Origin of the sequence: Bacteroides ihuae, from assembly GCF_900104585.1 — a bacterium.
GTDB classification, from domain to species: Bacteria; Bacteroidota; Bacteroidia; order Bacteroidales; family Bacteroidaceae; genus Bacteroides; species Bacteroides ihuae.
In genome coordinates this window covers 912,056-935,174 of the sequence record NZ_FNVX01000005.1, presented here as the reverse complement: position 1 = coordinate 935,174, position 23,119 = coordinate 912,056, and the positions used below count along the sequence as shown (strand labels likewise).

The window sequence follows — 23,119 nt, the reverse complement described above, 5'->3', positions numbered from 1 at the left end:
TTTTCCTTTAATTGTACCTTATGGAATTGAAACTCAACATCTTCCGTGCTCTTCGAATAAGAAGAGTTAGCCTTTAATTGTACCTTATGGAATTGAAACATTATCTTACTTTGTATTACGTTGTAACACGATGTACCTTTAATTGTACCTTATGGAATTGAAACCGATAATGACGCTCTGGTTATACAACAACGTAGAAACCTTTAATTGTACCTTATGGAATTGAAACCTAATTGTAAGTATTGAATACTTAAATTTGAATCTAACCTTTAATTGTACCTTATGGAATTGAAACGACCTTGACGAAGCCGGGACACCCGTCGTGGGTGATCCTTTAATTGTACCTTATGGAATTGAAACTTGAATCCGTTTAAAAACCAAGCATCAATAATTCGCCCTTTAATTGTACCTTATGGAATTGAAACAAGAACAACTCCATCTTGAATCTCAGATAGAAGAGCCTTTAATTGTACCTTATGGAATTGAAACCGGCTGTAATGGATGGTTATGTGACTATCTTGAAAGACCTTTAATTGTACCTTATGGAATTGAAACTCTATGTAGAGTAGCAGGTTCTCGGCATCTATATTGACCTTTAATTGTACCTTATGGAATTGAAACCGGCTGTATTGGCTATGATCTCAGATGCTTTTACGGCCCTTTAATTGTACCTTATGGAATTGAAACTCTGGAAGCTGAACGTATTGTTGTCATCTACATAGCCCTTTAATTGTACCTTATGGAATTGAAACATGATCCTGGAACATGGATGTGCTACATTGAGCTGCCTTTAATTGTACCTTATGGAATTGAAACTGCCCCTACATGCATCTTGGATTGGCTGAGACATCAACCTTTAATTGTACCTTATGGAATTGAAACAATAAAACGACGGTTCACAGCCCGTGCAAATGCAGACCTTTAATTGTACCTTATGGAATTGAAACGAACATAGAGATTAATAGTAATGAACCAATAAATAACCTTTAATTGTACCTTATGGAATTGAAACGATATATATAGAGAAGAGGTTCAGAGCTATGCCCGTCCTTTAATTGTACCTTATGGAATTGAAACATTTGTATTATTATTTATAAATGGAGTTTTACTCGTCCTTTAATTGTACCTTATGGAATTGAAACGTGTTCATGAACAAATAGTGCAGGTTGCTAATCCTGCCTTTAATTGTACCTTATGGAATTGAAACTCTATTCCGATTCTACCTGTAAAATTTGATAATACTTCCTTTAATTGTACCTTATGGAATTGAAACTGAAAGCTTCAGCGTTTAACAAACCCTTGTATCTCCCTTTAATTGTACCTTATGGAATTGAAACATTTGAAGCAATTTTAAAAGGTCGTAAAGAATTTATCCTTTAATTGTACCTTATGGAATTGAAACTCATACGGGAGTAAAACGTGCTTATTAATTGCATACCTTTAATTGTACCTTATGGAATTGAAACTACTGGCCAGCTTTTCGAGCCATTGCCTTTATTTTTCCTTTAATTGTACCTTATGGAATTGAAACTTCGGAATGTTAGTAGGAGACGACGCAGCAGGACTCCTTTAATTGTACCTTATGGAATTGAAACCGCCGAAAATTTTGGGCACATAAAGAGCTAATAGGGCCTTTAATTGTACCTTATGGAATTGAAACTGCGTCACGGATATACGGTTTTTCTTTCACATCCGATCCTTTAATTGTACCTTATGGAATTGAACCATTGGTCGTCAATTGCGCGGTCGCATACATCTTCAATGACTATAGTGATAAATTATTATTCAAATTGTACTTGATAGAATTGAAGCCAGCAAAAAAGCGATAAAACTACTGTAAAATAGTTCTATCGCTTTTGACTTTTAAAAAGTATGCCTAAACAGTTAATCCTCTATAGCAGCTTGTGCCGCTGCTAGTCTGGCAATCGGTACTCTGAATGGGGAACAGCTGACGTAATTAAGCCCCACTTTATGGCAGAACTTAACGGAAGAAGGTTCACCACCATGTTCACCACAAATGCCACACTTCAAATCAGGACGAATGGAGCGGCCTTTTTCAGTAGCCATACGTATCAATTGCCCCACTCCTTTTTGATCGAGCACTTGGAAAGGATCTACTTTCAGAATTTTCTTCTCCAGATAAATAGGAAGGAAGGATGCAATATCATCTCGCGAATAACCAAAGGTCATTTGCGTGAGGTCGTTCGTTCCGAACGAGAAGAATTCGGCAGAAGAAGCAATACGATCGGCTGTTAATGCAGCACGAGGAATCTCAATCATTGTACCTACCTTGAAGTCAATAGAATCGTTCATTTCTGCAAAAACAGCTTTAGCTTCTGCACGAATCACGTTTTCTTGTTCCTTAAACTCATAAAGAATACCGGTGAGTGGCACCATTATTTCAGGATGTGTATCGATTCCTTCTTTCTTCAGCTCGAGAGCTGCAGCAAGTATAGCACGGGTCTGCATCTGTGTGATTTCAGGATAAGTATTACCCAAACGACATCCACGATGACCAAGCATCGGGTTGTGTTCGCAAAGTGATTCCACCCGTTGCTGTATGTAAGCCAAAGTAACACCCATGGCATCGGCCATCTCTTGTTGTCCTTTCAAATCGTGCGGAACGAACTCATGCAAAGGAGGATCGAGCAGGCGAACGGTAACGGGATAACCATCCATTGCCCGGAAAATACCTTTAAAATCTTCTTTCTGATAAGGCAGAATTTTTGCCAATGCTTTGCGACGCCCTTCAGCATCTTTGGCTAAAATCATCTCGCGCATGGCTTTAATCTTCTCTCCTTCGAAAAACATGTGCTCCGTGCGACACAGGCCGATACCAATCGCACCAAACTTACGTGCTACTTCTGCATCGTGAGGAGTATCAGCATTAGTGCGCACTTGAAGCTTCGTGTATTTATCTGCTAAGCACATCAATTCACCAAAATCTCCTGAGAGTTCTGCAGCTATGGTTTCTACTTTACCTTCATAAACTTCTCCTGTGCTACCATTCAGCGATATAAAATCACCTTCTTTCAACACTGTTCCATCAATTTCTACCGTACGGGCTTTATAATCGATATTCAGTGCTCCGGCACCGGAAACACAACATTTGCCCATGCCACGAGCTACAACAGCCGCGTGTGAAGTCATTCCGCCACGAGCCGTCAGTATACCTTGTGCAACTTGCATGCCTGCAAGGTCTTCGGGCGAAGTCTCAATACGTACCATGATAACTTTCTTCCCATCAACGTGCCACTGGGCGGCATCATCAGCAAAAAAAACAATTTGTCCCGTTGCTGCTCCCGGAGAAGCTGGTAGCCCGCGAGTAAGGACCGTGGCCTGACTAAGCGCTACTGTATCGAACACTGGATGAAGAAGCTCATCGAGCTTATTAGGTTCCACACGGAGTAAAGCTGTCTTTTCATCAATCATACCCTGATGAAGTAAGTCCATGGCAATCTTCACCATTGCCCCACCGGTACGCTTACCATTACGTGTTTGGAGAAACCAGAGTTTGCCTTCTTGAACGGTAAACTCCATGTCTTGCATATCTCTATAGTGATTTTCAAGCTTTGTCTGCAATCGATCTAACTCTTGATAAATTTCGGGCATGGCTTCTTCCATCGATGGATATTTGGATGCACGCACTTCCTCAGTTATTCCTGCAAGAGCAGCCCAACGTTGCGAACCTAGTTCTGTGATCTGCTGCGGAGTACGAATACCAGCCACTACATCTTCACCCTGAGCATTGATTAAATATTCACCATTGAAGAGGTCTTCACCCGTTCCGGCATCTCGAGAGAAACAAACTCCGGTAGCAGAAGTCTCGCCCATATTGCCAAAGACCATCGCTTGTACGCTAACAGCCGTTCCCCATTCATCAGGAATACTTTCCATCTTACGATAAAGAATGGCACGTTCATTCATCCATGAATTAAATACGGCACAAATAGCACCCCATAACTGTTCGTAAGCAGAAGTCGGGAAGTCTTTACCTGTACGTTCTTTAACAGCAATCTTGAATTTCTGTACGAGTTCTTTCAGATCTGCCACTTCAAGTTCGTTGTCCAACTTGACTCCTTTGGCATGCTTTATCTCTTCAATGATAGCTTCAAACGGATCAATATCTTCTTTATTGGTAGGCTTCATTCCTAGCACCACATCACCATACATCTGCACAAAACGACGATATGAGTCCCATGCAAAACGAGCATTGCCGGTCTTACGGGTCAGACCTTCTACCACTTCGTCATTCAATCCGAGATTTAAGATGGTATCCATCATGCCTGGCATGGAAGCACGGGCACCGGAACGAACGGAAACGAGTAATGGATTTTCTACGTCACCAAATTTGGAACGCATCAATGTTTCAATAAGTTTTATGGCTTTTTCGACTTCATCTTTTAATAAAGCAACAACTTTATCTTGTCCTAATTCGTAGTATTCTATGCAGACCTCTGTTGTAATGGTGAATCCGGGAGGAACAGGAACACCAATTAAATTCATTTCGGCAAGGTTGGCCCCCTTACCACCTAGTAGATTTTTCATGTCGGCTTTGCCTTCAGCCTGACCATTACCAAAGGTATAGACTCTTTTTTTATTCATAAGTATATTGTTTAAAGTTATAAAGGTGTGTTTTCGATATCGCAAAACTAATTATATTTTAGAAATCGCAAAACTTTTTATGAATAAATGTTCACATAAAATGCATTTTATGCTTTGCAATATTTAATATCCTCGCTTATAGGAAGAAATCTCACGAAAATGCTTACTTTTGCAGAATAATTTATTAGATTGGTATAAAAGTGGCGCGAAATAAAAAAGAACTTCCCTTATTGGAGAAGGTAACAATTACAGATGTGGCAGCCGAAGGGAAAGCCATTGCGAAAGTTGACGACCTGGTAGTATTCGTACCCTATGTGGTACCGGGCGACGTGGTAGACTTACAAGTTAAAAGGAAAAAAAACAAATATGCAGAGGCAGAAGCCGTGAAATTTCACGAATACTCTCCTGTACGAGCCGTACCTTTCTGCGAACACTATGGGGTGTGCGGTGGATGTAAATGGCAAGTACTTCCTTACTCTGAACAGATCAAATACAAACAAAAGCAGGTTACAGACAATCTTACCCGCATCGGAAAAATAGAGTTGCCTGAAATATCTCCTATTCTGGGCTCGGAAAAAATACAGTTCTATCGCAACAAATTAGAATTTACTTTCTCAAATAAGCGTTGGTTAACCAACGAAGAGGTGAAGGAAAATGTGGTTTATGAACAGATGAACGCTGTTGGTTTCCACATCCCTAATGCTTTTGACAAGGTATTGGCTATTGAGAAATGCTGGTTGCAAGATGATATATCTAATCGCATACGCAATGCTGTACGCGATTATGCTTACGAGCACGATTATACTTTCATCAATCTTCGCTCGCAAGAGGGAATGCTTCGTAACATGATTGTTCGCACATCCACTACGGGAGAGTTGATGGTCATCCTTATTTGCAAGATTGAGGAAGAGAATGAAGAAAAAGAAATGGGGTTATTCAAGCAGTTGCTGCAATACATAGCCGACAAGTTCCCTGAAATTACTTCGCTCTTATATATTATTAATAACAAGCGCAACGATACTATTACGGATTTGGATGTGCTTGTATTTAAAGGAAACGATCATATCTTTGAAGAGATGGAAGGTTTGCGTTTCAAAATAGGACCAAAATCTTTTTATCAGACAAATTCGGAACAAGCTTACAATCTATATAAGATAACGCGCAATTTTGCGGGGTTGTCAGGCAATGAATTGGTTTATGACCTTTACACAGGTACAGGCACAATAGCCAACTTTGTAGCCAAACAAGCTCGTCAGGTTATTGGGATAGAGTACGTACCTGAAGCGATAGAAGACGCCAAAGTGAATGCTGACATCAATGGCATAAAGAATACGCTTTTCTTTGCCGGAGATATGAAAGATATGCTGACGCAAGATTTCATCAACGAATATGGACGTCCGGATGTAATCATCACAGATCCTCCACGAGCTGGTATGCACCAAGATGTAATAGATGTTATCCTATTTGCTGAACCTAAACGCATTGTCTACGTGAGCTGTAATCCGGCTACACAAGCACGAGATCTTGCTCTACTCGACGTGAAATATAGAGTGACCGCTGTGCAACCGGTAGATATGTTTCCACATACACATCACGTAGAGAACGTGGTATTATTAGAAAAAAAATAAGCACGTCAACAATAGAATGCGTGCGCAATTGAAGGAAGCAAATATGATCCCTAACAAGAAAAAAGAGAAGAAAGAAAAACCTGTAGCTCGTGCTAAATCAAAATTCACGGTATTCCCGGTGAAAGAAGCAGGAGAGTTGATGGATTTTCTGATGAAGATAATGTCTGGCATTAGCCGTACGACGGCGAAATCTTTGTTATCGAAGAGACAGGTATTGGTAGATAATGTTATTACTACTCAATATAACTTTATGCTGAAGCAGGGCATGAAAGTGCAGGTGAGCAAGGAAAAAGGGCAAAAGGAATTCAACAGTAGTGTAATAAAAATAGTGTATGAAGATGCTTATTTGTTGGTAGTCAACAAGCGTGAAGGTCTTCTTTCGATGGGCACTGATTCGCAAAAAGATCGCACGGCTCACACAATATTGAACGAATATGTGCAACGATCGGGCAAGCAAAATCGGGTGTACATCGTGCACCGACTAGATAAAGATACATCGGGGCTAATGGTGTTTGCTAAGGATGAAAAGACGAAGTTTACCTTGCAAGACTATTGGGACGAGATCGTTAAAGACCGTCGCTATGTGGCTGTTGTGTCTGGAGAACTGGAAAAAGATAATGGTACCATCACTTCATGGTTAAAAGACAACAAAGTTTATGTAACTTACTCTAGCATGACCAATAATGGTGGTGAAAAAGCTATCACCCATTACAAAACCATTAAGCGAGCCAACAATTATACGTTGGTGGAATTAGAATTAGAGACAGGTAAGAAAAATCAAATACGTGTGCACATGCAAGATATGCAACACCCCGTGTTAGGCGACATCAAGTATGGTAACGGCATCGATCCAATAGGACGCTTGGCACTGCATGCATTTAGATTGTATTTTCACCATCCCATTACGGGCGACTTGCTGAAGTTTGAAACGCCCTACCCTGCTGCTTTTAAGAAGCTTATGCTAAAAGTAAAAGAGGAGAAAGTTGCAATAGAAGGGTAACTCAACATTATTAGCCTAAATAAAAAAGCTTCTCACCGCCTTTAATGTCAGTGAGAAGCTTTTCTATTTAATATCATTACTAATCCCAAAATGTAACTGCTGTTCCATCAAAAACGCCTGATAGTTCATGGTCTTCAACGATAACATTATCAAAATAAAGGAAATCATTAGGAGCATATTCTAGAACCAACCCTCTCATAGTATAAGTCCAGTCCCAAGTAAAAGTTTGTTTGACTTCGCTTAGTACTTTACCATACGAGTCATCGAGTTGATAAACAAAGTTTTCCTCTCCACCACCATCTAAATAGAAGATTAACTCATGCGTGCAAAATTCGCCTCCTTGTGTGTAATACGTTTCAGTCCAGTATTTGCTACATAACCGCTCATCGCTATTATAACCATCATCTATTTCACAAGAACTAATACTTATAGTCAATACAAGTAGCAATACAATCTTCACATAGCTTAAAGTCTTCATTTTCGTTTTTTTTATTCTCAGTTTAATTGATTCTTCAATTAGGCCAATATAGCCGCAGCTTGTCTATGCCGCATTTTGCAAATATAATACATATTTTGTTTGTAAATGCAAAATATTATTGTTTTTCAGTGTGCAAGCAGAACAACGAATCTCAAAAACAAGTATATTTGCAACGAAATAAAGGAAAGATGCCAGAGTGATCGATCGGGACGGACTCGAAATCCGTTGTGCGGCTTTGCTGTACCGTGGGTTTGAATCCCACTCTTTCCGCAAAAAGGTATGAACAAAACCAGATAACTACAGGAAAAAACCTATAAATCCTTGATTTATAGGTTTTTTTGTGCCCCTTTTCTCCGATGAAAAAGAGACGAAAAAATGACACATGGAATTAACCTCTCGCTGTTTTAATTTGTATAGTCTGTTTATATCTCTGTAATAGTTATAAACAGACTATTATATATCGTTTTATTTCATATTCATATTATCGTATCAAACTCAAATTCCCTGTAGCTTTATTTATCACTTTTTTATCTCCACAAATACCAATGCCAATGTACCGAATGTCATTTTCTTCCGTCATAAGCATCACCTTCTCATAGTTGTCGTATGTTTTAGATTGCTGGGCAATATTAGAGAAATCTACCATCACTAATTCCTCCAAATCAAGAGAAAGCAGCTTGTGTCGAATCTCCTTTATCTTATCATCAGACGCTCCCAATACAGGAATGGGCATTTGCGTAATACCAAGGTGTTTATCTCCTTGTTTATCGTAAACGTCGTGGCTTACAATTCCTTCAATTTGTTTTCCCAATGTAATCGATAATACACTTGCTGTATTAGCAATAATGCCTATTGGCTGTGCTTTGTCTATTATTAGAACACACTTTTTTGTTTCGGCAATAGTCTTTATATCTTCCATACTTCTTAATATTTATATTTCTGCAAAGTTACGAATAATAGAAATTATTACTGCATACATTGTGAAAAACAGGAAATAATCCTATATTTGCAAGTATATATATTCAATATTCCTAGTCTTGGAATATTAATTCATTATAAACAGGAAAAAAGACCATGACAAAGTTGGATAAAACAGATATAGATATTCTTAGTGCGTTACAAAATGATGCAAAAATCAATATGAAAGAACTGTCTGACAGGCTGCATATATCTAAAACACCTATTTACGAACGAATTAAACGCCTCGAAAACGAAGGGTATATCAAGGGATATGTGGCTTTGGTTGACAATAAAAAGGTTGGATTACCTTTAATCGTCTTTTGTAACGTCTCTTTAGCCGTTCATGACGATGAGCATATCCAACGATTTCAGAAAGAGATAAAAGATATAGATGAAATAATGGAATGCTATTCTACCGGTGGAGTCTATGACTTCCTGTTGAAAGTTGTGCTCAGAGACCTTGACGACTATAACCGTTTTGCATTCGAAAAACTAACGAAGGTTTACGGTATAGTTAAAATGCAAAGCTCATTTGTGTTGGGTGAAATAAAGCATATCACCTCATTAAGTATTCCATTTTAATAGAGCAGAAGATCTATGCCCTTTTCATTTTAGCGGGTTAGCTAATTTGCAATCTTTCTCACATTCAGATAATTTCTTTTTCCATCTTTTAAGTAGAGGATTGCACTTCATAGGTACCTTACACGATAATATTAGCGGCATTATCCGTGCCGCTAATATAGATTTTATTGTTTCAATCTCTCAATTTATTATATAACTCTTGTAGATGGCGAAGTACTTTCTGATGATGTTTCCTTACTATCATTCTGCATCCCAATAGGTATAGAATAAAACCAAAGAATATAGCAATATAGGTCAGCAAATTGAATGATACATTCATTAAATAATTGTACATAAAATAGGTGCCGAAACCTAATAGGAATGAACCAATATAGATAGCAATGTCATATTTACGTTGAAGTTGAATGCTTTTTTCTAGTTTGTCTATACGTGATTTCAACCATTCCTTTACCCCCATATTAAAATGGTATTTATTCATTTTTCGGGCTGACCACTCCATAGCTCCCATCGAGCCTATCAATATAAATAATATAATGAACCGCAAAATAGTTATACGGATGTTTCCATCTGCTGTACTTATCTGCCAAAGCAGCAAAGCTACGACTAATATAACGATGGTACGTAATATCCATCCAGGATGAATTTTTCGCATTGATTTTCTAGCACATTTAATGATCATGTTATTCAATTCTTGATCAGAATACAAGTTAATGTCTTCATTAACTCCCATTTTCCAGATGAGTTTCAAGTTATCTTTTTCCATGTTTCTATTTATTTAAATATTTCTTTAATTGTTTTTTTGAGCGATTTATTCTAACACCAACATTTGTGCTGGTAATACCCATAATCTCTGCTATCTCATTATAATCTAGCTCTTCTAAATAAAGTAGCATGATAGAACGATCTATTTGATTGAGTTGATGTAATGCCTCAATAAGCTTTTGAAAGTTAAAATCGACTTCAAAAGAACCTGCATTATCCTCTATCAAACTCATTTCAAGAGCTGAATCAGTCAACTCCTGAAACACGAGCTTGCTATCTTTTCTGATCTTTGATATGGAGGTGTTAATGGCAACGGTATATATCCACGATCCGATCTTTGTCCTATCTTTCAACTGCGGAAATGATCTCCAAAGTTGAAGGAGAATTTCCTGAAAATTATCTTCTCTATCGACAATGACTCTAAAGTAGATCAAATTTACTTTATGTATGATTCCTTGATAATCGGATACGATCTTAAGAAAATCTTCTTGAATTGACTTCATATATATATCTTTTGTAATATAGTCGTGATATAAATAAGATTATTACAGAAAGATCTGAAAATTATTCATTAATCTTGAATAATAGCAAACTAGATTATTATTTCTTCTCGATTTGTGAGTCTAATTTGGTTTTTCATCAACCCGCATATCTTATGCTGGAAAAATAGTACTAGATTTCATGTTTTCACTTGACGCATTGCCGATAATATTAAGTACATTTGCAATATACTGTGGGGGTGCTCGTTGCTACAGCGAGCTGAGATTATACCCATTGAACCTGAAATGTGTAATAACAGCGTAGGAATTCGGTAATAGTTAAGTTATCAATGTATGATAAGATATAGGCCGTTTCGTTGTATAATCACGAAACGGCCTTTTTATTTATAATTAAAAAAAACAATGAGATGATAAACATTCAAAATTTACAGAGAGATTTTGACCTGGTTCGGCAACAATCTCCACTGATACACAACATAACCAACTTTGTGGTGATGAATAATACGGCAAATGCATTATTGGCAATAGGAGCATCACCTGTAATGGCTCACGCTATTGAGGAAGTGGAAGAAATGGTGCAAATAGCATCGGCATTAGTCATTAACATCGGCACATTAAATGCCGATTGGGTAGAAAGCATGATAACGGCTGGGATAGCAGCCAAGCAAAAAGGTATTCCTATTGTACTCGATCCGGTTGGCGCTGGCGCTACTTCTTATCGAACACGGGTATGCAAGCAACTCATTGAAATAGTAAAACCGTCTATCATCAGAGGCAATGCTTCGGAGATTATGGCTTTGGTAAATGAGACTGTCAGCACCAAAGGTGTAGATAGCCGAGATTCGTCGGATAGTGCTCTGCAATCGGCCATCCAACTTGCTACAGAAACCGGAGCAGTAGTTGTTATAAGTGGACCTACTGATTATATGACCAATGGAAAAGACACCGAGGTAGTAACCAATGGTAGCCCGCTAATGGCTCGCGTAACGGGAATGGGATGTACAGCCACAGCTATTACAGCTGCCTTTGCTGCAATTAACAGCAATTACCTGGAAGCAGCAACGCACGCTATGGCAGTGATGAGTATAGCTGGAGAGATTGCTGCTGATAAAGCTCATGGCAATGGCAGCATGCAACTGTTCTTTTTGGATGAACTTTGTAACCTCAACACGGAGGTGCTTTCTACAAACCTAAAACAATAAGCTATGCCGATATTCGATTTATCTCTATATTTGGTTACTGATCGACGACTGTCGCTTGGCAGATCGCTCGAAGAAGTGGTAGAGGAAGCCGTAAAAGGTGGGGTTACCATGGTGCAATTGCGAGAAAAAGATTGTTCAACTCTTGATTTTTACCAACTGTCAGTACGCATGAAGCAATTACTTGCTCCGTACAAAGTACCTCTGATTATTAACGACAGATTGGACATTGCGATTGCCTGTAATGCTGATGGAGTACACATCGGCCAGAGTGATATGCCTTACGATGTTGCCCGCCAAATGCTGGGTTATGATAAGATCATTGGACTTTCAATTGAAACGCTGGAACAGGCAAAGCTTGCCAATGCATTGGATGTTGATTACATCGGCATATCACCAATATTTAGTACTCCCACTAAAACGGATACTCTCCTACCCTTTGGAATAGAAGGTATCCAGCAAGTTAAACAAATATGTAAACACAAAGCAGTGGCCATCGGAGGTATTCATGCCAATAATGCTGCCGCCATTTACAATGCGGGAGCAGACGGGATAGCCGTAGTATCCGAAATCATGTCAGCAACAAATCCATTTGAAGCTGCCCATATATTAAGAACTGAATTAAATAAATATTAGCCCTATGAAATGGAGTGAACAAACATGGATTAAATCTTTACCAATCTATCACAAAATACTCGATCTACCATTTATCACAGAATTGATGAATGGAACATTAGCCAAAGAGAAGTTTCTTTTCTATATTCAACAAGATGTTATCTATTTAGGCGAATTCGGAAAAGTGTTAGCCGGAATTGTTGTCCGATTAAAGAAACAATCTCATGCTGAAGCATTTATGAAGTTTGCTGCTGATACAATTTATGTAGAAGGTGATTTGCATGAGAGCTTTTTAAAGCAGGTAGGTTCATCTGTAACCACCGAGCCATCTCCCAGCTGCTTATTGTACACCGGTCATATGCGTCAATTACTTTCATCGGCATCGGTAGAGGCAACAATGGCAGGTGTGTTACCTTGTTTTTGGATATACAAAGAAGTTGGAGATTATATACTAAGTAACCAAACTCACAATTCCGACAATCCTTATCAGCAATGGATAAACACTTATGGAGGAGCCGACTTTGAGAAAGCTGTGACCAATGCAATAAATATATGCGATGAATTGGCTCAGCAGTGTACCAACGAACAACAACAAGAAATGACCGATGCTTTTATTCGTTCGGCGAAATTGGAATGGATGTTTTGGAATAGTGCATGGAACATGGAGCAATGGCCTATTTAAACGATCCCTTACCTAATTAAACATAGAATCAAATACTTTTCAATTATGAAACAATATAAACGAGTGCTTACCATTGCCGGCAGTGATCCTAGCGGAGGTGCCGGAGTGCAAGCTGATTTAAAAACCATGTCGGCATGTGGCTGTTATGGTATGTCGGCCATAACTGCAGTTGTCGACGAAAACACAGTAGGCGTCACTGCTGTACATCCCATACCTGTTTCTTTCGTACGAGGGCAAATCATATCTGTATTAGATGACATCGGTGCTGATGCTATCAAGATTGGCATGTTACACTCGTCGGAGTTGATTCGAAGTGTCAGAGAGACGTTATCGACCTATTCCATTCGCAACATAGTGCTCGATCCTGTAATGGTAGCAACTTCAGGTGACAGTCTGCTGCAAGAAGAAGCAATCAGTACTCTAAAGAATGAGTTGATACCTCTTGTCAGAGTGATTACTCCTAATATTCCGGAAGCTGAGATCTTATTAGGAAGAAAGATTACTTGTCAGGAAGAATTGCCGGAGGCTGCCAGAGCACTTTCGTGCAACGGAAAAGTGTCCGTACTACTTAAAGCCGGACACCTAACGGATGATTTATTGATTGATATATTCTATAATGCCGAAAAAGATGAAGTAATGAAACTGTCATCTAAGAGGATAGAAACCCGTAATACGCATGGCACTGGGTGTACACTATCATCTGCTGTAGCCTCTTTTCTGGCACATCAACTACCACTAAACGATGCTGTGAAATGCGCTAAGGAATATATAACAAAGGCAATAGAAAGTGGAGCAACTTATGAAATAGGTAAAGGACATGGACCTGTTCACCATTTTCATACTTTTTGGGATTAAAAGAATGATTTCCATTAATTATAATAAGAGGGCGTAGAAAAATCTACACCCTCTTATTAAATCTCTCTCATCTATCTGGTATTACTGCTATGTAGCTTGAGATAGAAGTGATATTTTAAAGCTACAAATTATACAACGCCCGAGAATCCCATAAATGCCATCGCAAGGAGACCTGCTGTAATGAGTGCTATTGGCGTACCTTCCATTCCTTTAGGTATCTTTACCAAGCTCATTTGCTCACGAAGTCCCGCAAAGATGACCAAGGCTAATCCAAAACCTAATGCGGTAGAGAACGCGTAAACGACACCCGTGAGCAAATTGAAGTCTTTCTGAATAACCAAGATAGCTACACCTAGAATACAGCAGTTAGTTGTGATCAATGGAAGAAAGACTCCCAGTGCTTGATAAAGTGCGGGGGAAACTTTCTTTAGGATGATCTCCACCATCTGCACCAAAGCTGCAATTACAAGGATAAAAGTGATGGTTTGCAGATATTGCAGACCAAAGGCATCGAGAACATACTTTTGTATAAGGAATGTTACGATGGTAGCTATAGTAAGCACAAAAGCAACGGCAGCACCCATGCCAAGCGCAGTTTCTACTTTCTTCGACACTCCCAGAAAGGGGCAGATACCCAGGAACTGAGACAACACGATGTTGTTTACAAAAATTGCCGAGATGAATATCAATATATATTCCATAACTGTTTTTGAATTTAGATGATTAGGCTTTCTTCAAGCGATTAATTAAAGCAATAAGATAGCCTAGTGCAATAAAAGCACCCGGCGCAAGAACGAAGACAAGCATACCATATCCTTCGGGGAAGATGATAAAATTGAATATTTTGCCGGTGCCAAGTAGTTCGCGGATAGCGCCCAAAAGCGTCAACGCAATAGTAAAACCTAATCCCATTCCGACTCCATCAAACAAGGAAGCCAAGGGGTTATTTTTAGCAGCAAAAGCTTCAGCACGACCCAACAAAATACAGTTCACAACAATCAATGGAATAAATAGTCCCAAAGTGGCATAAAGTGCCGGTACATAAGCTTGCATAACCATTTGCAACAAGGTGACAAATGAAGCTATGACAACCACAAATGCGGGAATACGCACCATATCGGGTATTAAATTCTTAATGCTTGATATTACAACATTGGAGCAAATAAGCACGAATGCTGTAGCAAGCCCCATGCCCATACCATTAACGGCAGAAGAGGTCGTTCCCAATGTGGGACACATACCAAGCAGGAGCACAAACGTGGGATTTTCTTTCACAATCCCGTTCATCAATACTTTAAAGTTATTCATATTCAATACTCCTTTATTAATTTGCACTGACAGAGTCAGTGTGTTCAACATATGTAGCACCTGAAGTGGCATTCGTAGCACCCTTTCCTTTATAAGCCTCATAAGCAGCATTTACTGCTTTCAAAAAAGCTCTGGATGTGATCGTAGACGCAGTAATCGCATCAACCTCACCACCATCTTTGCTCACTGACAGAGGCTTTGCGCCCGGGTCCATTCCTTTGATACTTCCTTTACCTCCTTCTTTAAACCAGTCGGCAGCTTTGGAGCCTAACCCCGGAGTCTCTGAATGGGCTAATAAAGAGTAGTTGTAGATTTTTCCTTCCGCATCAAAACCGACAAGTACTTTCAGTTCTCCACCAAAGCCAAGTGATTTTGATTCAACTGCTGTACCAACGATTTTATCGCCATCTTTAGCCGGATACACTATGAAATCGACAATCTTCTTACCGTCTTTCTCGCTAAAAATGGTATCACATTCAGCTACAGGATTATTCGTAAATGGAGGTACTACACTCTTCAATGCTTCATTTAATGCTTTTGCATTGGCGTTGGCTATTGGCTCTCTGGTCAATTCATTTACATAAGCCAATAAAGCAACCGATAAAGCTGTTACTACTGTGAGCACCAGCAACATGTTCTTTAGAGATGATTCTAATTTCTTCATTTCTTCTTTGCTACCTCCCCAAAGCGTTTAGGTTTGCAATATGTATTAATTAATGGAGTGAAAGCATTCATGATAAGAATGGCAAATGACATACCTTCGGGATAAGCGCCAAAAAGGCGAATAACAACTGTTAGAAGACCTATACAAGTTCCATATATCAGCATTCCTTTATTAGTCATAGGTGAAGTGACATAGTCTGTTGCCATAAATATAGCGCCCAGCATCAGCCCACCCGAAAGTAGTTGGGTAAGAGGTGATACATAGATCTGAGGATTCACTAAATACATAATTCCTGAGAAGACAGTAACTGCTAGCAGGATAGATCCCGGTATGTGCCAAGTGATGATTCTCTTCATCAACATATAAACTAAACCGACAAGTAAAGCTGCTGCACTTACCTCACCTAAACAACCTCCATTATTACCGATAAACAAATTAAAAGCATCAGGTAGTTGATCAAGTGAAAATCCAGGTGCTCCTTTAATTACTCCTTTCATTATAGAAAGTGGCGTAGCAGCTGTTTCAGCATCAATGTATGAGGTCAACTGCCCTATTTTAGGCCATGTAGTCATCTGAACAGGAAAAGAGAGCAACAAGAAAACACGTCCTGCCAAAGCTGGATTAAAGGGGTTGTTACCTAGTCCGCCAAACGACATCTTACTGACTCCAATAGCAAATAATGCTCCTAGAAGAATAATCCAAATGGGCAAATTTGAGGGTAAGTTAAAGGCCAATAAAACGCCTGTAATGGCAGCTGAACCATCACAAATGGTTGATACCTCAGACTTCATAATGTATTTGCCAATAGCCCATTCGAAGAATAAGCAAGCAATAACGGAAGTAACTGTGACAACCAGGGCACCTAACCCAAAGTAAATCAGCGACACAATGAAAGCAGGAGCAAGCGCTATGAGCACTCCGTACATGTTCTTTTCAACGCTGTCTCCATTATGAATATGCGGAGACAGTGATATTATCAATTTATTTTCCATACTTCGTTATTATTTAGCTTGTCGTGCACGAATCATTGTACCTACTTTCGATTTGCCCAAACGGCAATAATCGAGTAAAGGGCGGTTTGTAGGGCAAGTAAATTGGCAAGAGCCACACTCAATACAATCCATTATTTTTTCTTTTTCCATTCTCTCGAAATCCGTGTTTTCGGCTAATGCACCAAGCAGATAAGGTTCTAATCCCATAGGACATGCACTAACACACTTTGAACACCTGATGCAATTACGAACTTGTCCACGCTTAGATTCTTTGTTCGTCATAATCAAAATGCCCGAACTACCTTTCGCAGTAGGAACATCCGTATTCACAAGTGCCTTACCCATCATTGGGCCACCACCTATAATCTTTCCTGTATCTTCAGGCAATCCGCCACAAGCTTCAATCAATTGCTTCATCGGAGTACCAATACGAGCTAAAAAATTGGAAGGCTTGGCTAGTGACTTACCGGTTACTGTGATCACACGCTCCAAAAGAGGTTTGTTTTTTTGTACGGCTTCATACACAGCAAAGGCAGTTCCTACGTTTTGAACAACAGCTCCGGTAGAGATAGGAAGTGCACCACTACCTACCTGGCGAGAAATAATAGCATCGATTAACTGCTTCTCACCTCCTTGCGGATACTTCACTTTCAGAGGCACTACGTTGATTCCCGCATAGTTTGAAGCAACCTTAGTCATTAATTGGATGGCATCCGGTTTATTATTCTCAATACCGATAAACGCCTTGTTTACTTTTACCGCTTTCATCAGGATGCACACTCCTACCATAATTTCTTCGGCATGTTCCAACATCAGTTGATGGTCGGCCGTAAGATAAGGTTCGCATTCTACAGCATTGATAACCAAACACTCAGCCTTAAATGCAGGAGGAGGGCACAATTTTACTTGTGTAGGAAAACAGGCTCCGCCAAGACCAACAATGCCTGCTTCTGCAATTTTCTTCACAATCTCTTCAGCAGTGAGATTGCATTCTTTCACTAATGTCGTTGTACGATTAATCGTTTCTTCCCATTCATCCCCTTCCACATCAATAAAGATAGCTGGTTTAGCATATCCACTTGCATCCACAATAGCATCTATTTTGGTTACCTTTCCACTTACGGAAGAATGAATGGCAGCTGAAACAAATCCGCCTGCTTCAGCTATTTTTGTTCCTACTTTCACAAGATCTCCCTTAGCGACAACTGGTTTAGCCGGAGCACCAATGTGTTGTCCCAATAAGATAACGGCCTTTTCGGGAACAGCTGCCGTTAGAATAGGCTGATGCGCTGAAAGTTTATTTTCGTGCGGATGAACTCCACCAATTGAAAATGTCTTCAACATACATGTATATATTTAATCTGTTTATGATTCATTTAATTATGCTTCAGCAACCGGAGCCGTTTCCAGAACTTCCTCTTTGGGTTTGCGAGGAGGAAAATTAAGCTCTATAATCGTGTGTTGAGGGCAAACTTCTACGCATTTGCGACACGATTTACACTTGTCATAGTCAATGTAAGCAAGATTGCTAGTCACTGTTATGGCTTCAAAAGGACAGGCTTTTACACACTTGCTACAACCGATGCACCCCACATCACATGATTTGCGTGTAAGCGCACCTTTATCCTTGTTCATGCAAGATACATAAACTCGGCGTGACTTTTTCCCTTTGGCACGAAGTTCAATAAGAGCTTTCGGACAGGCTTTAACACATGCATTACAAGCAGTACATTTTTCTTCATCTACCTCGGGTAGGCCAGTTTCGGGATTCATGTGAATAGCATCAAAGGCACATACTTCAACGCAATCGCCACAGCCTAGACAACCATAGCTACAACCGGTTTCTCCGCCATAGAGGGAAGCCGCAATGGCACAACTTTTTGCACCATCATACATGTTAAGGCGGGGACGGTGTTCGCAAGTTCCGTTGCATCTTACCACTGCAATCATCGGTTCTGCAGTCTCAGCATTCAGTCCAAGGATAGATGCAACCTCTGCCATTATTGGTTGTCCACCTACCGGACAGAATTTCCCATCAAGTGAATCGGCTTTCACACAAGCATCAGCAAATCCGCTACATCCCGGATAACCACAACCTCCGCAATTGGCTTGAGGCAATACCTCAGAGACTTTAGCAATACGAGGATCTTCATATACAGCAAACTTTTTGGAAGCAACATATAGTATTGCGGCTGAAATAAGCGCAATAGCTCCCAATGAAATCACTGCCATCAGAATCAAGTTCATAAATTAGTTATTTTATTGGTTTTATAGTAAATGAAAATATCTTTTTCATTTTTTCCTTATTCATCCACAAAAAGAGATAATAAGGGATCAGAAAAGCAAGGGAAAGCGAGGAGGAGAATAATTCGTTGCCACTTGTGACAGACATTAGAATAAATAAAGAAATGATTAATAACATAAACGGAATGACAAAAGCCCAAAGTACGGCCATCATCCCCATCGAAGTTTCACCGATTATGGTAACCCTGTCGCCAGACTTAAAAAGAGTTGCTGATGAAGTAGTAACTTCAATAACCTTCTCTTTACTCTCAGAAGAAGAACAATAACCTTTAGCACTACACGCGGTGCAGCCTGTCGTTTGGACAATTCTCACAAATACCTGAGAGCCAATTATGTTTTCCACAATACCTTGATGTTTGATTGTATCTACCATTTTTGCAAAGTCAACATTACAAATTGCGGCAAATTTAATCATAATTCGGAAACTACGAAGCGTTCAGCTGTTTTTTATATTGCATAAAATGCTTTTTTTTATTCTAAAATAAAGTTTCACGGATTACAATAAGATAGATTATTTGAAATAATTTATCTATTTTGAAATAGAAATAAGACTTATGAAAATCATAAAGAAACGAATGTTATTCATTTAGCATCAATCAAAGCCGCAAAATCAAAAAGATGTTCGGTTGAACAAAAAGCCTTAATTATATTTTTGATTTTTTTTAATAGAAAACCAAAGTGGTTTTAAGCTATTTATTCTTCATTATTTGTTAAGAATATAAGTTTAAAACCACTTTGATCGTTTATTCTAAATAGGCAGCAGGTAGGGTTCCTGTTATTTTACCAAGTATAGTTTATGCCAAAACTAAGCAGTTCTTTAAGCTGAAAATAGCTGGAACCTTTATTAGGCTTAGAACCATCGTCAAAACGCGCATGTACGAAAATTTTTGTAGAGAGATAGCGATTAAGCACAAAATTGAATGTATTTTCCCATTCGGCTTCTACTTTTTTATAGTTGCTAAAATAGTAAAGCCTGGAATCAAGTACAACCGAAGACATTATAGTCCAAGAAAGAGTTGTCTGCAACTTAGAACCAACATCATGCAATACACTCTTTCCTTCTTTCAAGCCAAAGTTTGTTTCATCAACATCACTACTACCTACATAGCGCAGGTTATAAGTCGCCGGAGAAATGAAGACTGAAAGATTAACCTTCTTTGTCTTCAATTTATAGTCCATACCAATACTGAATATAAAGTTAGCAGGTGCCATGAATGCAGAAACCACTGTATTGCTATTGGTTTTATAATTGCGAGCAAACTGCGTGTTGAATTCTCCCGAAATAGTATAGTACCATTTGGAGGCAGCTTGAATACCTAATTTACTATATAGACGTATAGCATCGGTATTGATCCTATATTGATGTATCGTGTCTGAAGAAGCCGTATTAAATCCAAATTTAGCTTCCAATAAGTTCTCTAATTGAAGTTTTTCGCGATCATTATAATTAGCATACAAATTCAAATTTCCAAGTACAGAGTTAGTGCTTTCTCCGCCTTTATACCAGTTATCAGAGATGTAATATTGAGTCATCTGCAAGGATCCGCTCCCCCCCGTAGTCCACCAATTAGGTTTGCGAATAAACATCTCAGCTTTTCCTACATCCTCTTTTACTCCTTCCGGCTTAAATAACTTCATCACTTTAGCTTCTGAAGACATTTTTATCCTCACATCTTCACGGAATACCTTTCTTCTCATAATGCTTCTCTCGGTTGTAGTAACAAGCTCAGGATGAGTTACATATAATTTAAGCAAAACAGCATCTACCATGCGGTTAGTACGTTTTGTTTTAGAAAAAAGAGAAGTATTATAAGTTAGAAGTTCAGAACCTATATCAGGCAAAGTCTTGGGCATTTGAAAGGTCCACTTCATCTCTGAAACTTGCCTAATAGGCGAATAATAATAAGCTATAGGAACAAACAATCGATAGTAATCCGGATCTGATTCAATAAACCGCATCGGAACCGTATCATTATTCAATGAATCTAGTTGTCCGAAATAATATTGATATAATAAACTATGAGCCGAATCTTTTCTCACAGCATCAGAGCTTCTTGTAGTGCGGTTCTTTGCAGTTTTAGAAGTATGCTGCGCCGCAACTGATGAAGAAAGAACTAATGACAAGAGTAAAGAAATATAAATATTCTTCATATATATTCTAAGTTTTTCACAAAAATACATCAAAATCTTTAGATAACAAAAAAAAACTATCGTCCCATAGCGAATCTTGCATTAATTGCTTTTTTTTAATAATTTGTTCAATTAAAGCCATGTACTTCCTCTTTTTTTTATAATTTTGCGCTTTTTAAGTCTTAGCTTACGAGTAGTAAACAACTAATTAAAACAGTATAACTGTGGGAGAAACAAAGTATATTTTCGTCACCGGTGGTGTAGCTTCCTCTCTTGGAAAAGGCATTATCTCATCCTCCATCGGTAAATTGCTGCAGGCAAGAGGTTATAACGTAACCATCCAAAAATTTGACCCGTACATTAACATTGACCCGGGAACATTAAACCCCTATGAACACGGAGAATGTTATGTGACAGTTGATGGCCATGAAGCCGATCTTGACTTAGGGCACTACGAACGTTTTTTGGGAATTCAGACTACAAAAGCTAACAACATCACAACCGGACGCATTTATAAAAGTGTTATCGACAAAGAACGTAGAGGTGATTATCTTGGTAAAACAATTCAAGTAATTCCGCATATTACGGATGAGATTAAACGGAATGTTAAGTTACTGGGAAATAAATACAAATTTGATTTTGTAATTACAGAAATTGGCGGAACAGTAGGCGATATCGAATCACTACCTTATCTGGAAAGTATCCGTCAGTTGAAATGGGAACTAGGACAGAATGCGCTTTGCGTTCACCTCACATACGTTCCTTTCTTGGCAGCTGCCAAAGAGTTGAAGACAAAGCCAACGCAGCACTCTGTCAAGGAGCTGCAATCTCTCGGAGTTCAGCCCGATATTTTGGTCCTTCGTACGGAACACGATTTAAGTATGAATCTTCGCAAAAAAGTTGCGTTATTTTGCAATGTAGAAGAAAGCGCCGTCGTTCAATCGATCGATGCTCCAACTATATATGAAGTTCCATTGCTGATGCAGGAACAAGGACTCGACGAAACCATTTTGAGAAAAATGGGATTGCTTATTGGTGATCAGCCTAAATTAGATTCATGGAAAGAGTTCCTTAATAGACGCACCAATGCTACAGAAGAAGTTACGATTGCTTTAGTAGGCAAATATGTAGAATTACAGGATGCATACAAATCAATTCTAGAGTCGCTTTCGCAAGCAGCTACTTATAATGATAGAAAGCTTAAGATAGAGTATGTTCAATCAGAACAGCTAACGCCCGAAAACGTTGAAGAAAAGCTGGGGCATACTGATGGAATTGTCATTTGTCCGGGATTTGGTTCCAGAGGTATTGAAGGAAAGTTCGTTGCTGCCAAATTCGCACGTGAACATAACTTCCCTACATTTGGCATCTGCTTAGGTATGCAATGCATTGCCATTGAATTTGCACGAAATGTACTCGGATATGAAGGTGCAAACTCTGTAGAGTTTGATGAAAAGACCAAATACAACGTTATCGATATCATGGAAGAGCAAAAGGCTATAACCAACATGGGCGGAACGATGCGATTGGGAGCTTTTGAATGCATCGTTAATAAGAGTTCTAAAGTATACGAAGCTTATAAACAAGAACATATTCAAGAACGCCACCGCCACCGCTACGAGTTTAATAATGATTATCGCAAGCAATTTGAGGATAACGGAATGAAATGTGTTGGTATAAACCCTGAATCGGATTTGGTTGAGATCGTAGAAATACCTACTTTAAAATGGTATATCGGTACACAATTCCATCCGGAATATAGTAGCACGGTACTACACCCACACCCGCTATTCGTATCCTTCATCAAAGCTGCAATCGATAAATAATAAATAACATAATATATAATAAATTATTT

21 protein-coding genes, 1 tRNA gene, 1 CRISPR repeat array and 1 riboswitch (1 of these 24 only partly in view) are annotated in these 23,119 nt (G+C 39.0%); of the genes, 9 read left to right on the top strand and 13 right to left on the bottom strand.

Going from position 1 to position 23,119, the window contains the following annotated elements; genetic code table 11:
- Positions 1-1,726: a CRISPR direct-repeat array (repeat unit 29 nt; unit sequence CCTTTAATTGTACCTTATGGAATTGAAAC); it reaches 2,270 nt to the left of the window's first position.
- A 158-nt stretch (positions 1,727-1,884) separates the two neighbouring features.
- Positions 1,885-4,605 (bottom strand): pyruvate, phosphate dikinase, encoded by a 2,721-nt coding sequence (ppdK, locus tag BQ5338_RS09310; protein ID WP_071146520.1) that lies wholly within the window; start codon positions 4,603-4,605, stop codon positions 1,885-1,887.
- 200 nt (positions 4,606-4,805) lie between these two features.
- Between ppdK and rlmD the strand changes: the two genes are divergently transcribed.
- Positions 4,806-6,233 (top strand): 23S rRNA (uracil(1939)-C(5))-methyltransferase RlmD, encoded by a 1,428-nt coding sequence (gene rlmD / locus BQ5338_RS09305; RefSeq protein WP_071146519.1) that lies wholly within the window; start codon positions 4,806-4,808, stop codon positions 6,231-6,233.
- Positions 6,234-6,276: 43 nt separating this feature from the next.
- Positions 6,277-7,233 (top strand): RluA family pseudouridine synthase, encoded by a 957-nt coding sequence (locus BQ5338_RS09300; RefSeq protein ID WP_071146868.1) that lies wholly within the window; start codon positions 6,277-6,279, stop codon positions 7,231-7,233.
- Positions 7,234-7,312: 79 nt separating this feature from the next.
- Here BQ5338_RS09300 and BQ5338_RS09295 read toward each other — a convergent pair whose 3' ends face one another.
- Positions 7,313-7,711 carry a hypothetical protein gene (locus tag BQ5338_RS09295; protein ID WP_071146518.1) on the bottom strand — a complete coding sequence of 133 codons (399 nt, stop codon included), beginning with the start codon at positions 7,709-7,711 and terminating at the stop codon, positions 7,313-7,315.
- Positions 7,712-7,893: 182 nt separating this feature from the next.
- On the opposite strand from BQ5338_RS09295, the gene BQ5338_RS16860 reads away from it, so the two are divergent.
- Positions 7,894-7,981 (top strand) — tRNA-Ser (locus tag BQ5338_RS16860).
- A 211-nt stretch (positions 7,982-8,192) separates the two neighbouring features.
- Here the strand turns inward: BQ5338_RS16860 and BQ5338_RS09290 are convergent.
- A complete protein-coding gene (locus BQ5338_RS09290) occupies positions 8,193-8,630 on the bottom strand; it encodes a DUF2000 domain-containing protein (RefSeq protein ID WP_071146517.1) in 438 nt (145 codons plus the stop codon).
- 155 nt (positions 8,631-8,785) lie between these two features.
- Between BQ5338_RS09290 and BQ5338_RS09285 the strand changes: the two genes are divergently transcribed.
- A complete protein-coding gene (locus tag BQ5338_RS09285; RefSeq protein WP_071146516.1) occupies positions 8,786-9,253 on the top strand; it encodes an Lrp/AsnC family transcriptional regulator in 468 nt (155 codons plus the stop codon).
- A 172-nt stretch (positions 9,254-9,425) separates the two neighbouring features.
- On the opposite strand, the gene BQ5338_RS09280 is transcribed toward BQ5338_RS09285, so the two are convergent.
- Together BQ5338_RS09280 and BQ5338_RS09275 are read right to left on the bottom strand one after the other, a co-directional pair.
- Positions 9,426-10,016 (bottom strand): hypothetical protein, encoded by a 591-nt coding sequence (locus BQ5338_RS09280; RefSeq protein ID WP_071146515.1) that lies wholly within the window; start codon positions 10,014-10,016, stop codon positions 9,426-9,428.
- A gap of 4 nt (positions 10,017-10,020) precedes the next feature.
- A complete protein-coding gene (locus BQ5338_RS09275; protein WP_071146514.1) occupies positions 10,021-10,518 on the bottom strand; it encodes an RNA polymerase sigma factor in 498 nt (165 codons plus the stop codon).
- Positions 10,519-10,740: 222 nt separating this feature from the next.
- Positions 10,741-10,840, top strand: a riboswitch (TPP riboswitch).
- Positions 10,841-10,922: 82 nt separating this feature from the next.
- On the opposite strand from BQ5338_RS09275, the gene thiM reads away from it, so the two are divergent.
- From thiM to thiD, 4 genes are read left to right on the top strand one after another with little or no spacing between them, the layout of a single operon-like run.
- Complete coding sequence (gene thiM, locus BQ5338_RS09270) at positions 10,923-11,717, top strand: hydroxyethylthiazole kinase (RefSeq protein WP_071146513.1); 795 nt, start codon at positions 10,923-10,925, stop codon at positions 11,715-11,717.
- 3 nt (positions 11,718-11,720) lie between these two features.
- On the top strand, positions 11,721-12,350 hold the full coding sequence (gene thiE / locus BQ5338_RS09265; RefSeq protein WP_071146512.1) for a thiamine phosphate synthase: 630 nt from the start codon (positions 11,721-11,723) through the stop codon (positions 12,348-12,350).
- 4 nt (positions 12,351-12,354) lie between these two features.
- Positions 12,355-13,011, top strand: coding sequence for a thiaminase II (gene tenA / locus BQ5338_RS09260; RefSeq protein ID WP_071146511.1), 657 nt, complete (start codon positions 12,355-12,357; stop codon positions 13,009-13,011).
- 45 nt (positions 13,012-13,056) lie between these two features.
- Entirely contained in the window at positions 13,057-13,866 is an 810-nt protein-coding gene (gene thiD / locus BQ5338_RS09255) for a bifunctional hydroxymethylpyrimidine kinase/phosphomethylpyrimidine kinase (RefSeq protein ID WP_205409941.1), read from the top strand.
- Between the two features lie 128 nt (positions 13,867-13,994).
- On the opposite strand, the gene rsxA is transcribed toward thiD, so the two are convergent.
- The 8 genes from rsxA to BQ5338_RS09215 all read right to left on the bottom strand — a co-directional run bounded on the left by rsxA (position 13,995) and on the right by BQ5338_RS09215 (position 21,285).
- Complete coding sequence (rsxA, locus tag BQ5338_RS09250; RefSeq protein ID WP_071146509.1) at positions 13,995-14,567, bottom strand: electron transport complex subunit RsxA; 573 nt, start codon at positions 14,565-14,567, stop codon at positions 13,995-13,997.
- A 22-nt stretch (positions 14,568-14,589) separates the two neighbouring features.
- Positions 14,590-15,174: an electron transport complex subunit RsxE gene (rsxE, locus tag BQ5338_RS09245; RefSeq protein ID WP_071146867.1), complete on the bottom strand. Its 585-nt coding sequence runs from the start codon at positions 15,172-15,174 to the stop codon at positions 14,590-14,592.
- A 16-nt stretch (positions 15,175-15,190) separates the two neighbouring features.
- Positions 15,191-15,838, bottom strand: coding sequence for an RnfABCDGE type electron transport complex subunit G (locus BQ5338_RS09240; RefSeq protein WP_071146508.1), 648 nt, complete (start codon positions 15,836-15,838; stop codon positions 15,191-15,193).
- Entirely contained in the window at positions 15,835-16,830 is a 996-nt protein-coding gene (locus BQ5338_RS09235; RefSeq protein WP_071146507.1) for an RnfABCDGE type electron transport complex subunit D, read from the bottom strand. The genes BQ5338_RS09240 and BQ5338_RS09235 overlap by 4 nt, the downstream gene beginning before the upstream one ends.
- Before the next feature lie 9 nt (positions 16,831-16,839).
- Positions 16,840-18,174, bottom strand: coding sequence for an electron transport complex subunit RsxC (gene rsxC / locus BQ5338_RS09230; RefSeq protein ID WP_071146506.1), 1,335 nt, complete (start codon positions 18,172-18,174; stop codon positions 16,840-16,842).
- 36 nt (positions 18,175-18,210) lie between these two features.
- Entirely contained in the window at positions 18,211-19,077 is an 867-nt protein-coding gene (locus BQ5338_RS09225) for a Fe-S cluster domain-containing protein (RefSeq protein ID WP_071146505.1), read from the bottom strand.
- A 7-nt stretch (positions 19,078-19,084) separates the two neighbouring features.
- On the bottom strand, positions 19,085-19,507 hold the full coding sequence (locus tag BQ5338_RS09220) for a SoxR reducing system RseC family protein (protein WP_071146504.1): 423 nt from the start codon (positions 19,505-19,507) through the stop codon (positions 19,085-19,087).
- Positions 19,508-19,914: 407 nt separating this feature from the next.
- Positions 19,915-21,285, bottom strand: coding sequence for a DUF3078 domain-containing protein (locus BQ5338_RS09215; protein WP_071146503.1), 1,371 nt, complete (start codon positions 21,283-21,285; stop codon positions 19,915-19,917).
- Between the two features lie 203 nt (positions 21,286-21,488).
- Between BQ5338_RS09215 and BQ5338_RS09210 the strand changes: the two genes are divergently transcribed.
- Positions 21,489-23,090, top strand: a complete 1,602-nt coding sequence (locus tag BQ5338_RS09210; RefSeq protein WP_071146502.1) for a CTP synthase — start codon at positions 21,489-21,491, stop codon at positions 23,088-23,090.
- The last annotated feature ends 29 nt before the right edge of the window (positions 23,091-23,119 follow it).

What these genes read in the sequence shown, in the direction of transcription:
- ppdK (WP_071146520.1), bottom strand. Translation starts at nt 4,605, where the DNA reads ATGAATAAAAAAAGAGTCTATACCTTTGGTAATGGTCAGGCTGAAGGC.
- BQ5338_RS09300 (WP_071146868.1), top strand. Translation starts at nt 6,277, where the DNA reads ATGATCCCTAACAAGAAAAAAGAGAAGAAAGAAAAACCTGTAGCTCGT.
- BQ5338_RS09295 (WP_071146518.1), bottom strand. Translation starts at nt 7,711, where the DNA reads ATGAAGACTTTAAGCTATGTGAAGATTGTATTGCTACTTGTATTGACT.
- BQ5338_RS09290 (WP_071146517.1), bottom strand. Translation starts at nt 8,630, where the DNA reads ATGGAAGATATAAAGACTATTGCCGAAACAAAAAAGTGTGTTCTAATA.
- BQ5338_RS09285 (WP_071146516.1), top strand. Translation starts at nt 8,786, where the DNA reads ATGACAAAGTTGGATAAAACAGATATAGATATTCTTAGTGCGTTACAA.
- BQ5338_RS09280 (WP_071146515.1), bottom strand. Translation starts at nt 10,016, where the DNA reads ATGGAAAAAGATAACTTGAAACTCATCTGGAAAATGGGAGTTAATGAA.
- BQ5338_RS09275 (WP_071146514.1), bottom strand. Translation starts at nt 10,518, where the DNA reads ATGAAGTCAATTCAAGAAGATTTTCTTAAGATCGTATCCGATTATCAA.
- thiM (WP_071146513.1), top strand. Translation starts at nt 10,923, where the DNA reads ATGATAAACATTCAAAATTTACAGAGAGATTTTGACCTGGTTCGGCAA.
- thiE (WP_071146512.1), top strand. Translation starts at nt 11,721, where the DNA reads ATGCCGATATTCGATTTATCTCTATATTTGGTTACTGATCGACGACTG.
- tenA (WP_071146511.1), top strand. Translation starts at nt 12,355, where the DNA reads ATGAAATGGAGTGAACAAACATGGATTAAATCTTTACCAATCTATCAC.
- thiD (WP_205409941.1), top strand. Translation starts at nt 13,057, where the DNA reads ATGAAACAATATAAACGAGTGCTTACCATTGCCGGCAGTGATCCTAGC.
- rsxA (WP_071146509.1), bottom strand. Translation starts at nt 14,567, where the DNA reads ATGGAATATATATTGATATTCATCTCGGCAATTTTTGTAAACAACATC.
- rsxE (WP_071146867.1), bottom strand. Translation starts at nt 15,174, where the DNA reads ATGAATAACTTTAAAGTATTGATGAACGGGATTGTGAAAGAAAATCCC.
- BQ5338_RS09240 (WP_071146508.1), bottom strand. Translation starts at nt 15,838, where the DNA reads ATGAAGAAATTAGAATCATCTCTAAAGAACATGTTGCTGGTGCTCACA.
- BQ5338_RS09235 (WP_071146507.1), bottom strand. Translation starts at nt 16,830, where the DNA reads ATGGAAAATAAATTGATAATATCACTGTCTCCGCATATTCATAATGGA.
- rsxC (WP_071146506.1), bottom strand. Translation starts at nt 18,174, where the DNA reads ATGTTGAAGACATTTTCAATTGGTGGAGTTCATCCGCACGAAAATAAA.
- BQ5338_RS09225 (WP_071146505.1), bottom strand. Translation starts at nt 19,077, where the DNA reads ATGAACTTGATTCTGATGGCAGTGATTTCATTGGGAGCTATTGCGCTT.
- BQ5338_RS09220 (WP_071146504.1), bottom strand. Translation starts at nt 19,507, where the DNA reads ATGGTAGATACAATCAAACATCAAGGTATTGTGGAAAACATAATTGGC.
- BQ5338_RS09215 (WP_071146503.1), bottom strand. Translation starts at nt 21,285, where the DNA reads ATGAAGAATATTTATATTTCTTTACTCTTGTCATTAGTTCTTTCTTCA.